The 14,425-nt window shown below is 70.0% G+C and carries 12 protein-coding genes and 1 pseudogene; 9 read left to right on the plus strand and 4 right to left on the minus strand.

All coding sequences use genetic code 11. The features are described from left to right. The first annotated feature begins 356 nt into the window (after positions 1 to 356). From ACFY9I_RS22950 to ACFY9I_RS22985, 8 genes and pseudogenes are all read left to right on the plus strand, one after another. On the plus strand, positions 357 to 797 hold the full coding sequence (locus ACFY9I_RS22950) for a pyridoxamine 5'-phosphate oxidase family protein (protein WP_391004444.1): 441 nt from the start codon (positions 357 to 359) through the stop codon (positions 795 to 797). A 249-nt stretch (positions 798 to 1,046) separates the two neighbouring features. Next, a complete protein-coding gene (locus tag ACFY9I_RS22955; protein ID WP_391004446.1) occupies positions 1,047 to 1,877 on the plus strand; it encodes a universal stress protein in 831 nt (276 codons plus the stop codon). Between the two features lie 125 nt (positions 1,878 to 2,002). Beyond that, positions 2,003 to 4,384 (plus strand): phosphoketolase, encoded by a 2,382-nt coding sequence (locus ACFY9I_RS22960; protein ID WP_391004766.1) that lies wholly within the window; start codon positions 2,003 to 2,005, stop codon positions 4,382 to 4,384. Between the two features lie 155 nt (positions 4,385 to 4,539). Continuing rightward, on the plus strand, positions 4,540 to 5,163 hold the full coding sequence (locus tag ACFY9I_RS22965; protein ID WP_391004448.1) for a hypothetical protein: 624 nt from the start codon (positions 4,540 to 4,542) through the stop codon (positions 5,161 to 5,163). A 234-nt stretch (positions 5,164 to 5,397) separates the two neighbouring features. Continuing rightward, entirely contained in the window at positions 5,398 to 7,659 is a 2,262-nt protein-coding gene (gene pflB / locus ACFY9I_RS22970; RefSeq protein WP_391004450.1) for a formate C-acetyltransferase, read from the plus strand. Positions 7,660 to 7,676: 17 nt separating this feature from the next. Further along, on the plus strand, positions 7,677 to 8,402 hold the full coding sequence (gene pflA, locus ACFY9I_RS22975) for a pyruvate formate-lyase-activating protein (protein ID WP_391004452.1): 726 nt from the start codon (positions 7,677 to 7,679) through the stop codon (positions 8,400 to 8,402). A 135-nt stretch (positions 8,403 to 8,537) separates the two neighbouring features. Further along, positions 8,538 to 8,859, plus strand: a pseudogene (locus tag ACFY9I_RS22980) (hypothetical protein); the annotation flags it as partial. Between the two features lie 426 nt (positions 8,860 to 9,285). Continuing rightward, positions 9,286 to 9,441, plus strand: a complete 156-nt coding sequence (locus ACFY9I_RS22985; RefSeq protein ID WP_391004454.1) for a hypothetical protein — start codon at positions 9,286 to 9,288, stop codon at positions 9,439 to 9,441. A 117-nt stretch (positions 9,442 to 9,558) separates the two neighbouring features. Here ACFY9I_RS22985 and ACFY9I_RS22990 read toward each other — a convergent pair whose 3' ends face one another. The 3 genes from ACFY9I_RS22990 to ACFY9I_RS23000 form a co-directional block, all read right to left on the minus strand. Then, positions 9,559 to 10,263: an IS6 family transposase gene (locus ACFY9I_RS22990; RefSeq protein WP_391004456.1), complete on the minus strand. Its 705-nt coding sequence runs from the start codon at positions 10,261 to 10,263 to the stop codon at positions 9,559 to 9,561. Positions 10,264 to 10,424: 161 nt separating this feature from the next. After that, positions 10,425 to 10,772: an anti-sigma factor antagonist gene (locus ACFY9I_RS22995; protein ID WP_391004457.1), complete on the minus strand. Its 348-nt coding sequence runs from the start codon at positions 10,770 to 10,772 to the stop codon at positions 10,425 to 10,427. Between the two features lie 96 nt (positions 10,773 to 10,868). Beyond that, on the minus strand, positions 10,869 to 12,083 hold the full coding sequence (locus ACFY9I_RS23000; protein ID WP_391004459.1) for a hypothetical protein: 1,215 nt from the start codon (positions 12,081 to 12,083) through the stop codon (positions 10,869 to 10,871). A gap of 243 nt (positions 12,084 to 12,326) precedes the next feature. On the opposite strand from ACFY9I_RS23000, the gene ACFY9I_RS23005 reads away from it, so the two are divergent. After that, complete coding sequence (locus tag ACFY9I_RS23005) at positions 12,327 to 13,157, plus strand: hypothetical protein (RefSeq protein WP_391004460.1); 831 nt, start codon at positions 12,327 to 12,329, stop codon at positions 13,155 to 13,157. A 272-nt stretch (positions 13,158 to 13,429) separates the two neighbouring features. Here ACFY9I_RS23005 and ACFY9I_RS23010 read toward each other — a convergent pair. Then, the coding region (locus tag ACFY9I_RS23010; RefSeq protein ID WP_391004462.1) for an IPT/TIG domain-containing protein at positions 13,430 to 14,425 on the minus strand (996 nt) is incomplete at its 5' end.

The raw sequence follows: 14,425 nt of genomic DNA on the forward strand, positions 1-14,425 counted from the left end.
CCACGACGGTTGTGTCACCGACGGTGCGTTCCGTGTGGTGAGGCGCGGACCCGGAGTCGATAGCGGACATGGTCCGAGACCACAGAGAAGGACGAGGCATGGATAGGGCCGATGGACCCTACTTCCCGGTTTCGCTGGATATGCCGAGCTGTCTGGCGGCGCGATTCGGTCGACCGGCCCGGCCCGAGTGGCACCCACACGCCCCGGAGAGACCGGACTCGCAGGCCCATCGATCACGGTGTGACACGGGCCGTTCTCCGGTATGGCCGGGACCGATGGCCCCTCATCCCCGGGCCGCATCCGGTTCAGGATGGAAGGACGCAGATCCCTGTACCAGGCGAAAGACGGGCTGGCTGATGTACCCCAACGACGGTTTCCACGAACTCGGGCGGCAGGAGTGCCTACAGCGGCTGGCCAAGATGCCCGTCGGCCGCATCGTCTACACGCGCCAGGCCCTGCCCGCCGTGCTGCCGGTGAACTTCAGCATGGACGGCGACGGCGCGGTCCTGCTGCGTACTTCCGCAACCTCGGAACTGGTCCGCGCGATCGACGGCGCGGTGGTCGCCTTCGAGGTCGACGACGTCGACGCGGTCCGGCACTCCGGCTGGAGCGTCGTCGTCACCGGCGCGGCCACGGTGGTGACCGACCCCGCCGAGATCGAACGCCTGGCCCGCACCGGTCCGGTCTCCTGGGTGCCCTCACCGCAGGAGGTCTTCGTCCGCATCGAGCCCGAACTGGTCACCGGGCGTGAGCTGGTCGGCGGACGCACCCTGTACGGGGTGGACCTCACCGCCTGAACGCCCCTGTCTCTCCCTCTCGTTTCTTCTCGTCCGGCCGGGTCCGGGACCGGTCGGCCCCACGACCCGTGGGCCGTACGGCGGATCGACGGCCTAGTCGGCCTCTGCCCACAGGGGCCATGGACGACGAGCATCTGCGGTGGAGCTGCCGCGGAATGAACGGTATGTCGGCCGACGGCGAGCTTCCCCACCGTCCTCGGTCCCACGAGGGCTGTATATCCCGCACACGGAACAGAAGGGAACAAGGCAATGGCTCTCCGTCATGTGGCCGTCGGCGTAGACGGCTCGCTGGTCGCCGTACGGGCTTTGGACTGGGCCGCCGAAGAAGCGGTGCGCCGCGGCACCGCGTTGCGCGTCGTCTACGCCGTGGCCGACCGCGACGAGGCGGCGCCCATTCTGGCGTCGGCCGCTGCACGGGTCCACGAGCGTCATCCCGGTCTGCCGCTGGAGACCAGGGCCGTGGAGGACGGCGCCGTGCAGGCGCTGGCGCGGGAGAGCGAGAGCGCGGCACTCACCGTCGTGGGCACCCGTGGGTTCGGCGGTGTCTCCGGCCTGTTGGCCGGCTCGGTGAGCTGGCGCCTGACCGCGCACGTGCACGGTCCGCTGGTGGTCGCCCGCGGGGACCACCCCTGCGACGAGGGGCGCGACGTGCTGCTCGGCCTGGAGAGCGACGCTGACGAGGCAGCGGCCGCCTACGCCTTCCAGGATGCGGCACGGCGCGGAGCCCGGCTGCGTGTCCTGCACTCCGCGACACACCGGCACACCACGCCCGAGCTGCCCTCGCTGGTAGCCGCGACGAGCCCCGGCCAGGACCGCCAGGCCCGGACCGACCGGGCGGAGGAAGCCGTGCCGCGGTTCAGCATCGGCCGACTGCGGGAGGAGTACCCCACGGTCGAGGTCGACAGCCGCACGGTCCGCACCGGCCCGGCTCACGCCCTGCTGGCCGATACCCGCGAGGCCGGTGTCGTGGTCATCGGCACGCGCCGGCGCGCGGGCCGGCTCGGTCCACCGCTCGGCCCGGTCGCGCATGTCCTGTTGCACCACTCCCACTGCCCCGTGGTGCTCGTGCCGGCAAGCTGATGACGGGCACCGCGGTCAGCGGATGGCCCGGTCGGCCCCTGTCGGGTAACCGGCGGCTGGGGGAGTGTGGGAAGGCACGGACCCGCATGCACATCCGACCGACCCCGATCCGGAAGGGACCCATGATGTCCGTCGACACGCAGCAGGCGTCCGCCCCGCTCACGGACGCCGAGCTGAGGACGCTGGACGCCCACTGGCGCGCCGCGAACTACCTGTCCGTCGGCCAGATCTACCTCATGGCCAATCCCCTGCTGACCGAACCGCTGCGCCCGGAACACGTCAAGCCGCGCCTCCTGGGCCACTGGGGAACCTCCCCGGGCCTGAACCTGGTCCACACCCACCTCAACCGCGTCATCAAGGCACGTGGCCTTGACGCCCTGTGCATCTGGGGCCCCGGCCACGGCGGGCCCGCCGTCCTCGCCAACTCCTGGCTGGAAGGCTCGTACACCGAGACCTACCCGGACATCACCCGGGACGCCGATGGCATGGCCCGGCTGTTCAAGCAGTTCTCCTTCCCCGGCGGTGTGCCCAGCCACGTAGCCCCGGAGACCCCGGGCTCCATCCACGAGGGCGGTGAACTCGGCTACGCCCTCTCGCACGCCTACGGCGCCGCCTTGGACAACCCCGGCCTGGTCGTCACCTCCGTGATCGGCGACGGCGAGGCGGAGACCGGTCCGCTGGCCGCGTCCTGGCACTCCAACAAGTTCCTCGACCCGGTCCACGACGGCGCTGTCCTGCCGGTCCTGCACCTCAACGGCTACAAGATCGCCAATCCGACGGTGCTCGCCCGGCTCCCCGAGCCCGAGCTCGACGAACTCCTCCGGGGCTACGGCCACGACCCGCTCCATGTCACGGGCGACGACCCGGCGGCCGTCCACCGGGCGATGGCCGAGGCCATGGACACCGCGCTGGACCGCATCGCCGCTTTCCAGCGCGCCGCACGCGAGGACGGCGTGACCGAACGCCCCCGCTGGCCGGTGATCGTCCTGCGCACTCCCAAGGGCTGGACCGGCCCGGCCCAGGTCGACGGTCTGCCGGTGGAAGGCACGTGGCGCGCCCATCAAGTCCCCTTGGCCGCCGTCCGCGACAACGCCGACCACCTGCGGCAGCTGGAGGACTGGCTGCGCTCCTACCGCCCCGAAGAACTGTTCGACGAGCACGGCCGCCCACGCCCCGATGTCCTGGCCTGCGTCCCGGACGGCGCCCGAAGGCTCGGCGCCACCCCCCACGCCAACGGCGGACTCCTGCTGCGCGAACTGCCCCTGCCCCCGCTGGAGCGGTACGCCGTCCCCGTCGACAAGCCCGGCGCCACCCTGCACGAACCCACCCGCGTCCTCGGCGACCTGCTGCAGGACGTCATGCGGGCCACCACCGACCGGCGTGACTTCCGCCTCGTCGGCCCGGACGAGACCGCCTCCAACCGCCTCCAGGCCGTGTACGCGGCCAGCGGCAAGGCGTGGCAGGCAGACACCCTCGATGTCGACGAACACCTCGACCGGCACGGCCGGGTGATGGAGATCCTGTCCGAACACACCTGCCAGGGCTGGCTCGAGGGCTATCTGCTAACCGGCCGGCACGGGTTGTTCTCCTGCTACGAGGCGTTCGTGCACATCGTCGACTCGATGGTCAACCAGCACATCAAGTGGCTGCGCACCACCCGCCGTCTGCCCTGGCGCGCACCCATCGCCTCCCTCAACTACCTGCTGACCTCGCACGTGTGGCGCCAGGACCACAACGGCTTCTCCCACCAGGACCCCGGCTTTGTCGACCACATCCTCAACAAGAGTCCGGAGGCGGTACGGGTCTACCTGCCGCCGGACGCCAACTCCCTGCTGTCGGTGGCGGATCACGCGCTGCGCAGCCGGGACTACGTCAATGTGATCGTGGCCGGCAAGCAGCCCTGCTTCGACTGGCTGACGATGGAGCAGGCCAAGGTCCACTGCGCGCGCGGCGCCGGGATCTGGGACTGGGCGGGCACGGAGAACGGCGGCGAGCCCGACGCCGTCCTGGCCTGCGCCGGTGACGTGCCCACCCAGGAGGTCCTGGCCGCCGCCCAGCTGCTGCGCCGGCACCTGCCCGAGCTGGCCGTCCGGGTGGTGAACGTCGTCGACATCGCCCGGCTGCTGCCTGCGGAGGAACACCCGCACGGCATGGGCGACTTCGAGTACGACGGCCTGTTCACCCCCGACAAGCCGGTCATCTTCGCCTACCACGGCTACCCGTGGCTGATCCACCGCCTCGCCTACCGCCGCACCGGACACAAGAACCTGCATGTGCGCGGCTACAAGGAGATCGGCACCACGACCACGCCCTTCGACATGGTCGTCCGCAACGACATGGATCGCTACCGCCTCGTCATGGACGTCATCGACCGCGTCCCCGGCCTCGCCGTGCGCGCCGCAGCGGTGCGGCAGCGGATGGAGGACGCCCGCCTGCGCCACCACGACTGGATCCGCGTCCACGGCACCGACCTGCCGGAGATCGCCGACTGGTCCTGGGACGGCTGACCGACGCCAACGTGGCCAGGATCGAGGGCCGTTCGGCCCGCTGTCCGGGGCCCTGCAGCCCCTCCGCCGGGCGCCGACGACGCGGGACATTGAAGGTGCAACGAGAGTCGTCCACCACATTCTGCGCGTCGCACCCCTCGAAAGGGATGAGCATCATGGCAGTGCACGGCCACCCCCACCGGCATCTGGGATTCCGTTTCCCGTCCCTGGGCAAGGCTGGGGCGGCTCCCGCCTCCGCCGAGGAGACGACCGCCGCCGCGACGGCGACCCGTGCGTACATGTTCGCCGGGGTCCGTCTCCTGACCGGGTTCGTCTTCCTATGGGCGTTCCTCGACAAGACCTTCGGCCTCGGCTATGCCACCCCGTCCGGCAAGGGCTGGATCGACGGCGGCTCGCCCACCAAGGGCTTCCTCAGCGGCGTCGCGGTCGGACCGATGGAGTCCACCTTCCACGACTGGGCGGGCGCCACCTGGGCCGACTGGCTGTTCATGCTCGGCCTGGGCGGCATCGGCCTCGCCCTGATCGCGGGCATCGGCCTGCGGCTCGCCGCGGTCGCCGGCACCGCGATGATGGCGCTGATGTGGATCGCCGAATGGCCGCCGGCCAAGCACCTGTCCGACGGCTCGGCGAGCATGTCGACCAACCCGTTCGCCGACTACCACCTCGTCTACGCCGTCGTCCTGATCGCCCTGGCGGCCGCGGGCGCCGGCGCCACCTGGGGGCTGGGCAAGGCGTGGGCGCGGCTGCCCTTCGTCAGCCGCAACCGCTGGCTCCTCTGAGGACCGCGCGCTCATCACACCGGGGCACCTCCGCTCGTCGGCGGAGGTGCCCCGGTCGCATGTGCGTCGGCGACCGGGCGATGCCGGGCTCGGCCTGACAGGGACCTATGGCCCGGCACGCGAGGGACGGGTGGCGCGCCCCAGGTGCGCCGAGAGGCCCTCCCCGCAGGCATCGCCGACGACGAGCATCAAAGGAGAAGAAGTTCTACAAGCAGAGTGAGGGAGAGACCGGCGATGACGGCAACGGTGACAGCTGGAGCACGGGCGGCGACCGAGGCATGGCGAGGCTTCGCCGGTACGCACTGGCGGGACCAGGCTGACGTGCGCGACTTCATCCAGGCCAACTACACGCCCTACGAGGGCGATTCGACGTTTCTGGCCGGGCCGACCGAGCGCACGCTCGCCGTCTGGGGCAAGGTCGCTCGGCTGTTCCCCGAGGAGCGGCGCCGGGGCATCCTCGACGTCGACACGGGCCTGCCGTCCACCATCACCTCGCACCGGCCGGGCTTCATCGACCGCGACCGCGAGCTGATCGTCGGCCTGCAGACCGACGCCCCGCTGAGGCGGGCGATCATGCCCAACGGCGGGCTGCGGATGGTCGAGAACGGGCTGAAGGCGTACGGCTACAAGGCCGACCCCTTCGTCACGCGTGTCTTCGGCACGTACCGCAAGACCCACAACGACGGCGTGTTCGACGCCTACACCCCCGAGATGCGCGCCGCTCGCAAGGCCGGCGTCATCACCGGCCTGCCCGACGCCTACGGCCGCGGCCGGATCATCGGCGACTACCGGAGGGTGGCCCTCTACGGCACGGACCGGCTCGCCGCGGCCAAGCGCGCCGAACGCGCCGTCCTGGACGCGCGGCCCTCCAGCCCGGACGTCATCCGCGACCGCGAGGAACTGGCCGAGCAGATCCGGGCGTTGGGCGAGCTGGCGCAGATGGCGGCCTCGTACGGCTGCGACGTCACCCGTCCCGCAGCCACCGCGCACGAGGCGGTGCAGTGGTTGTACCTCGGCTTCCTGGCGGCGGTGAAGGAGCAGAACGGCGCCGCGATGTCGCTCGGCCGCACCTCCACCTTCCTGGACGTCTACATCCAGCGCGACCTGGACGAGGGCGTCCTCGACGAGACCCGTGCCCAGGAGCTGATCGACGACTTTGTGATCAAGCTGCGGATCGTACGGTTCCTGCGCACCCCCGAGTACGACGCGCTGTTCTCCGGCGACCCGACCTGGGTGACGGAGTCCATCGGCGGCATCGGCACCGACGGCCGCCCGCTGGTCACCCGCACCTCCTTCCGCTTCCTCCAGACGCTCTACAACCTCGGCCCGGCGCCCGAGCCCAACCTGACGGTGCTGTGGTCACCGCGGCTGCCCGAGGGCTTCAAGCGGTTCTGCGCCCAGGTCTCGATCGACACCAGCGCGATCCAGTACGAGTCGGACGACCTGATGCGTCCGCGCACCGGCGACGACACGGCGATCGCCTGCTGCGTCTCGGCGATGGCCGTGGGGAAGCAGATGCAGTTCTTCGGGGCGCGCGTCAATCTCGCCAAGGCGCTGCTGTACGCGGTCAACGGCGGCCGGGACGAGATGAGCGGAGAGCAGATCGCCCCGAAGGCGCCCGCGCTGACCGGCGAGTACCTGGACTACGAGGAGTTGTCGGCGGCGTACGACCGCATGCTGGACTGGCTGGCGGCCACCTACGTCAACGCGCTCAACGTCATCCACTACATGCACGACAAGTACGCCTACGAGCGCATCGAGATGGCCCTGCACGACTACCCCGTGCACCGCTTCATGGCGTGCGGAATCGCCGGCCTCTCCGTGGCGGCGGACAGCCTCTCAGCCGTCAAGCACGCGCGCGTGAAGGTCATCCGGGACGAGACCGGGCTGGCCGTCGACTACGAGGTCGAGGGCGAGTACCCGGCGTACGGCAACAACGACGACCGCGCGGACGCCCTCGCCGCCGACCTGGTCGAGTCGTTCATGGCCAAGGTCCGTCGCCACCCCACGTACCGCAATGCCGAGCACACGCAGTCGGTGCTGACCATCACCTCCAACGTGGTGTACGGCAAGCACACCGGCAACACCCCCGACGGCCGCCGCTCGGGTGCCCCGTTCGCGCCCGGGGCCAACCCGATGAACGGCCGTGACCGGCACGGTGTGGCCGCCTCGGCCCTGTCGGTGGCCAAGCTGCCGTACGAGCAGGCCCGGGACGGCATCTCGCTCACGACGACGATCACCCCCGAGGGCCTGGGCCACGACCCGGCCGAGCGCGCCGCGCACCTGGCCGGCATTCTCGACGCGTACATGGCCTCGGGCGGTTTCCACATGAACGTCAACGTCCTGGACCGGGCGACGCTGGAGGACGCCATGGAACACCCGGAGAAGTACCCGGAGCTGACGGTCCGGGTCTCCGGGTACGCGGTCAACTTCGTCCGCCTGACCCGCGAGCAGCAGCTCGACGTGATCAGCCGCACCTTCCACGGAGAGCTGTGAACACCACCGTCGAGCCGATGACGGGCCGAATCCACTCCTGGGACCTGTCCACGGGAGTGGACGGTCCCGGGACCCGGTTCGTGCTCTTCCTCAGCGGCTGCCCACTGCGCTGCCTGTACTGCGCCAACCCCGACACCTGGCACATGCGCGACGGCAAGCAGACCACAGTCGACGAGGTGATGGCCGAGATCGAGAAGTACCGGCCGTTCATCACCACCGCCGGCGGGGGAGTGACACTCACCGGCGGCGAGGCGCTGCTGCAGCCCGCCTTCACGGCCGAAATCTTCCACCGCTGCAAGGAACTCGGCGTGCACACCGCCCTCGACACCTCCGGCTTCCTCGGCGCCCGCGCCACCGACGAGCTGCTCGCCGATACAGACCTGGTCCTGCTGGACATCAAGTCCTTCGACGTCCGTACCTACCGGAAGCTGACTGGCGGCGACCTGGCACCGACGCTCACCTTCGCAACTCGCCTGGACCGGCTCGGCGTCCCGGTGTGGATCCGCTACGTCCTGGTCCCCGGCTGGACCGACGACCCGGCGGCCGTCGACGGGCTCGGCGCGTTCCTCTCCGGGCTGGGCAACGTCGACCGGGTGGACGTCCTGCCGTTCCACAAGCTCGGCGCCCACAAGTACGACGCGCTGGGCATCCCCTTCCCCCTGCGCGACACACCCGCGCCGGACGCGGACCTGACGGAGCGTGTGCGCGAGCAGTTCCGGGAGCACGGCCTGCGGGCGCTCTGAACGAGGACCCCATACGGCGTGAGCGCGGATGTGGTGCCGTTGGTGGTGTCGGCGCGCAGCGAGGGTTCGCTGTCGGGGCAGGCCGGTCGGCTCGCGGCGTTCATCGAAGGCGCCGATGGTGTGTCGCTGGCGGGCGTGGCCGAGGTCTGTCGGCGTGAGGACCTGGCGGAGCTGGTCGCCGGCGACACCCCGCTCGGACCGGAGCAGGCCGCCGCCCGGCTCCGGGTGCGTCGTGCGGACTTCGACTGGATGGTGCGGCTCGGATGGATCCTCGCCTCAGTCGATCGAGGTCCGCTTCGGTACGAGCCGAGCAGGGGCCGTCGATGTCGCGCTCTACACCACGGCGTCCGTCGACGCGGTGGTCGCCGCGCACCCCGAGGTCGACTGGGAGCAGCTGCGCACGGTGGAGAAAGGCCGGCGGTCCCCGCTCGCCGCTCTGCAGCCCGCCCTGGCCTGACCGGTTCCGCCCGACCGATGGCACCTCTTCCCTTCGGCTGCTGCGTGGGGAAGAGGTGTCGTCGTCTCTGGGCGGCTTGCGCACTGGGGCTGACCTGCCGGAATGAACGGTGTCCGGTTTGAGCGGCTCCCACCTCCGGTCCCACCTTCGGTCCCCCGCTGGAGGCAGCCGTCCAGCCACCGCTCACAGGCAGCGAGTTTGAGATCCGAGGGGTCGGTGAGACTCGGCCCTGGCGGCTGGGCGGTGGCCCGGGAGCCAGGGACGGCGGAACACGAAAGGACACAGATGCGTAGCAGGTGGATGCGGCGAGCAGCGGTGGCGGCCAGTGGCACAGTGGTAGCCGGCGCACTGCCCCTTGTAGTCGCAAGTCCGGCGCAGGCGTGGTCGTGGGACTGTCAGGAGTATCTGCGGGATAAGGGATACAACGTGCCCGTCGGCGGCGAAGCCGCGGACGCGTGCTCCATCGCGGAGGACGGTGAAGGGTCGTCGAACTCCCTCTCCATCTGCCTCAGTCGGCTGGAGAGCCTCGATGTCGCGTGGAAGCACGCGAAGACCGCGTGTGTGGAGGGCGCCGCGAGGTAGGCCGCCCCGGCCTGACCGGTTCTGGCCCGACCGATGACACCTCTTGGCGCTGTCACGTTGTTGGGTGGGTGTCTGATGGTGCTTCGTGGCGTGGTGGAGCCCGGTTCCGGGCTGTGCTCAGGCCGTGGTGGAGGGGTAGGCAGCGCCGGTTGCGAAGCGGACGGTCATCTCGGCTCGGTAGTGGTGTGCGGACAGCCGGTGGCGTCGAGGTCGGAAGTGAGGTGAGATGCCGCTGAACGCGGACAGGAACCGCTGGGCTGCGCCGGTGCCGCGGAAGCCTTTCATCGCCCGTTCGCGCTGCCTTGTTGGCTGGTGGCTGTTCTCCGCCCGGTTGTTCAGCCCCTTGTGGGAGCGGTGCTCGACGGAGGGCATGACCTCTCGGTGGGCCGCGCCGTAGGAGCGGAGCTTGTCGGTGACGATCACCCGCGGCACCGTGCGGGTCTTCTTCATCAGCCTGCGCAAGAAGCGCCTGGCCGCGGCCTTGTCCCGGCGGCTCTGTACCAGGATGTCCAGGACGTTGCCGTCCTGGTCGACCGCCCGCCACAGATACTTCTGTTCCCCATTGATCTTGATGAAGACCTCGTCCAAGTGCCATTTGTCACCAGGCCGGGGCCGGCGGCGGCGCAGCGAATCGGCGTACCGCTGCCCGAACTTGGCGCACCAGCGGCGCACCGTCTCGTAGGAGAGGACGATCCCGCGCTCGAGCATCAGTTCCTCGACCTCGCGGAACGACAGGGGGAAGCGGTGATACAGCCACACGCAGTGGGAGATGACCTCGACCGGGTATCGGTGCCCCTTGTACGACGGAGCCACGGCCCCCACGGAACAGCCCCCTCCAACACGATCAACCAGAAGATCATGCCACCCGCTCAGCCAACGTGACAGCGCCGGTACACCCTCAACCTCGAGAAGCCGCTGCGGCACCCGGCGGAAGCCGGCCTCATCGTCCGCAACCTCGTTGAACTCGCTGCCGGCAGCGCGGCTCAGCCGCCGAAGACGGCTTCCGCCTCGGTGACGGTGTCATAGACCCGCAGGAGCTGATCCACCCCGGTCATCTGCAGGATCCGCCGCAACGACTCGGGCACACACGCCAGCACCAGCACAGCCCCGCTCGCATCCGCCTGCCTCCACCCTCCGATCAGCACGTTCAGCCCGGCCGAGTCGCAGAACGAGACGCCGGACAGGTCCAGCACGATGAAGCGGGAACCCCCCGAGAGCAGTTCCTTGAACTGCGCGCGAAACACCGGGTCGGTCACGTAATCCATCGCGCCGCTGACCCTCGCCACCAGGCAGCGGCCGGAGACGATCGTCTCGACCGAGAGGTCAACCACGACACTCTCCCAACCGTCTCGCCAAGAGACATGCGCCGGAATCTCGACAGGAGCCTACCGACCCCCTGACCCGCCCGGGACGTCCTGCTCAGCCCTTCACCCCATGGAGGCCCCTCCGTGGTTCTTGCTCCTGATCTCGACGGATTCGTCGACGGCGCTGCACTGGGCGTTCGTGCTGCCTTCGTCCAGGGTCAGGGCGTTGGTGTTGCCGCAGGCGTTGTTCTGCCGGCCCTCCTGGGCGATGTTCTGCTGCATCAGCTCGGCGGCGCTGTTGCCGCCGGTGGCTCTCGCGCCGCCGCCGCGGGTGACGGTTTTCTTGCTCACCGAGCCGTCACGCGTCGTGCAGTGTGCTCTCGCCTGCCCGGAGATGGAACCGACGTTGGTGTTGCCGCAGGCGTTGTTCTGGCGGCCCTCCTGGGCGATGTTCTGTTGCGTCGAGGACAGTTGGCTGTTGCCGCCGGTGGCTTTCGCGCCGCCGCCGCGGGTGACGGTTTTCTTGCTCACCGAGCTGTCATGCGCCGCGCAGCCGGCGTCGGCGGCGCCGGGGATCCCAGCGTTGTTCATGTTGCCGCAGGCATTGTTCTGGCGGCCCTGCTGGGCAGTGTTCTGCTGGGACGCGCCCAGGGTGCTGGTGGCGCCAGTGGCTTTCGCGCCGCCGCCGCGGGTGACGGTTTTCTTGCTCACCGAGCTGTCGTGCGCCGCGCAGCCGGCGTCGGTAGTGCTGGTGAGGGTGGCGTTGTCGAGGTTGCCGCAGGCGTTGTTCTGCCGGCCTTGCTGGGCGGTGTTCTGCTGGTACAGGCTTCCCTCGCCGCCGGTTGCCTGCGCGGCGCCCGCGTGGGTGACGGTTGTCTTGCTGACGGAGTGGTCGCGTGCTGTGCAGTCCGTGTCCGTGGCGCCGTCGTACAGGCCGCTTTCGATCGTGTTGCCGCAGGCGTTGTTCTGTCGGCCGCGCTCGGCGGTGTTCTGCTGCAGGGGCACGCCGTCGCCTGCGGTGGCCTGGGCGCCGTCGCTGGTGGTCAGGGCGTCGCTGCTGTGCGAGCGCGCGAACGTCGTGCAGTGCGTGGTGAGCTGGCCGCTGCCATCGAGGATCCCGGAGCCGGTCAGCCGCTGGGAGTCGCCGCAGGCGTTGTTCTGGCGGCCGTCCAGGGCGGTGTTCTGGTCCAGGAGGCCGGCTGCTCCGGAGCCACCGCTGGCCTTGGCACCACCGTCCGGCAGGGGCGCACTCATGCTCGTACCCGTGGACACCAGCCCGGCGAGCACCATGGCCGCGAGTGCGGACCTCCCGGTCAGGCGCCGTACTGCAACCATCATCGTGCAATCCCCTTGGCTGAACGCTCACAGGCGGGTACTCATCGCTTCCTGTGTCTGCGAACGCATGGTGTGCCTGCGGGGACACGTGGACGATCACAGCTTCGCCCGATTGCCCGGCATCTTCCGGCACCGAGTGGGCCGCCCGAGTGGCGGGCCGTCCAGGTCCGTGACCCCGCGGCTTGCAGCCGGTTGAGCAGAACCGTGGTCTGGTGACCTGGCTTCCCCGGACGGCGGAGGGAAACGATGAGGCTGATCGGCAAGGCGGCGCTGCTGGCCGTGGCCGCAAGTACTGTGCTGGGCGCGAATGGTGCGGCGGCGCACGCCAACGGCGGGCCGTTCACCACCAGCCAGGACGGCGAGCAGAACCTGGACTGTGGCAACAGCCGAGAGCTGGTCACCGTCAATGTCGCGCGGACCGTCAGGCGTGAGCAGACCTGCACGGATCCCGGCAGCCGTGACGCTGACGCCTCAGCGGTCGGCGGCGTGGTTGCCGGTCCGCAGTTCACCACCGCGCAGTCCGGCAAGCAGAACCTGAACTGCGGAAACTCCGCCGACGTTGTGACCGTCAACGCGCTCAGCACGGTGGAGGAGGAGACCACCTGCCAGGTGGTGGACAGCTCGCAGGACCTCCGTGGCCGAGCCGGCGGCCGTCATGCCCGTGTGGCGGAGAAACCAGGGCCTGGCGGCGCGTCTGCAGTTGGCGGTACGGCCCTTGGGCCGCAGTTCACCACGGCACAGAGCGGCAAGCAGAACCTGAACTGCGGCAACTCCGCCGACGTGTTCACCTTCAATGCCCTGAGCACGGTCAGCAGGAGCACCACCTGTGAGGCTGTGGACCGCTCCAGCGGGCACGCTCTCCCCGGCGCTCACGGCCAGGGCCAGGCCACGGCAGTCAACGGCATTGCAGCAGGACCGCAGTCCACCACGGCACAGAACGGCAAGCACAACCTCCACTGCGGCTCCAACAGCGACCTTATTGGTCTCAGTGTTCCCGAACCCCACGCCCCCGGAGCGGTCGGGCTCGGCAAGAGCGCCGACTGCCGTGCGGTCGACCGCTCAACGACCTGGCACTGAACCAGGACGGCGGCATGAGCCGGGGCAGTGCATCCGACGAAAGGTGAACAGGGCTTGCCGCGCTGATGCCGTCGCGAGCGATGACCAATCAGTGCATGGGCCCGGTGTCCCATCCGCTGCCGTGCCGCGGCATGAGCCGCCTGCTGCGCTGCCAGGCCGCGTGCGCCTCGAGGGGGCTTTGTCCGAGGGAGCCGTCGGCGTATCGGGGCTCCAGGAGGCCTTCGGCCACGCTGCTCTGGCGCAACGCTCGTCGGGGTGGGTGTGGCGCCCGATCAGATGCCGGGGGCCGGGAGCCGGGTATAAGTGAGGGCGTTGCTGGTGCCGCCGGGGGTGGTCACGGTGACTGCTGCGGTACCGGCCGCATGAGCCGGGGACACGGCGGTGATCTGGGTCGGGGAGACCACGGTGAACGGCACGGGGGTGGCGTCGAAGCGGACGTCGGTCGTGGCGGCGAGGTTGGTGCCGGCCAGGGTGATGACCGTACCGGCGTGCGTCGGTCCTTGGTCGGGGGCCAGGGAGAGCAGCGTGGGCGGTGCGAGGTAGACATAGGTGACGGGGTTGCTGATGCCACCGGGGGCAGTCACGGTCACGGCTGCGGCGCCGGCCGCATGCGGTGGCGTTATCGCGGTGATCTGCGTGGCCGAGTTGACGGTGAACGACGCCGCGGCCACCTGGTCGAAGCGCACCGCCGTCGCACCGAGCAGGTCAGCGCCGGTCAGGGTCACCGTCGTGCCGCCCGCGGTGGTCCCGGAAGCAGGGGCCACAGCGGCCAGCGAGGGGGATCCGGCGTAGAAGAAGTATGCCTGGGGGTCATCGGGACTGCTGGTGCCGCCAGGGGTGGTCACGGTCACGGCCGCGGCACCGGCCGCATGCGGTGGCGTTATCGCGGTGATCTGCGTGGCCGAGTTGACGGTGAACGACGCTGCGGCCACCTGGTCGAAGCGCACCGCCGTCGCACCGGAGAGATTCGAGCCCGTCAGCGTCACCGTAGTGCCTCCGGAGACCGGCCCTTGGTTCGGCGAGACGCCGGTGACCGCGGGCGCCGCGAGATAGGTGTAGACGAGGGAATTGCTGGTGCCGCCGGGGGTGGTCACGGTCACGGCCGCGGCGCCAGCGGCATGAGCCGGGGCGACGGCGGTGATCTGCGTAGCGGAGTTGACGGTGAACGACGTCGCGGCCACCTGGTCGAAGCGCACCGCCGTCGCACCGGAGAGATTCGAGCCCGTCAGCGTCACCGTAGTGCCTCCGGAGACCGGCCCTTGGTTCGG

Origin of the sequence: Streptomyces sp. NPDC012510, assembly GCF_042955065.1 — a bacterium.
In the GTDB taxonomy this organism is placed as follows: Bacteria; Actinomycetota; Actinomycetes; order Streptomycetales; family Streptomycetaceae; genus Streptomyces.

What these genes read in the sequence shown, in the direction of transcription:
- ACFY9I_RS22955 (WP_391004446.1), top strand. Translation starts at nt 1,047, where the DNA reads ATGGCTCTCCGTCATGTGGCCGTCGGCGTAGACGGCTCGCTGGTCGCC.
- ACFY9I_RS23000 (WP_391004459.1), bottom strand. Translation starts at nt 12,083, where the DNA reads ATGATGGTTGCAGTACGGCGCCTGACCGGGAGGTCCGCACTCGCGGCC.
- ACFY9I_RS22960 (WP_391004766.1), top strand. Translation starts at nt 2,003, where the DNA reads ATGTCCGTCGACACGCAGCAGGCGTCCGCCCCGCTCACGGACGCCGAG.
- ACFY9I_RS23005 (WP_391004460.1), top strand. Translation starts at nt 12,327, where the DNA reads ATGAGGCTGATCGGCAAGGCGGCGCTGCTGGCCGTGGCCGCAAGTACT.
- ACFY9I_RS22965 (WP_391004448.1), top strand. Translation starts at nt 4,540, where the DNA reads ATGGCAGTGCACGGCCACCCCCACCGGCATCTGGGATTCCGTTTCCCG.
- pflB (WP_391004450.1), top strand. Translation starts at nt 5,398, where the DNA reads ATGACGGCAACGGTGACAGCTGGAGCACGGGCGGCGACCGAGGCATGG.
- pflA (WP_391004452.1), top strand. Translation starts at nt 7,677, where the DNA reads ATGACGGGCCGAATCCACTCCTGGGACCTGTCCACGGGAGTGGACGGT.
- ACFY9I_RS22950 (WP_391004444.1), top strand. Translation starts at nt 357, where the DNA reads ATGTACCCCAACGACGGTTTCCACGAACTCGGGCGGCAGGAGTGCCTA.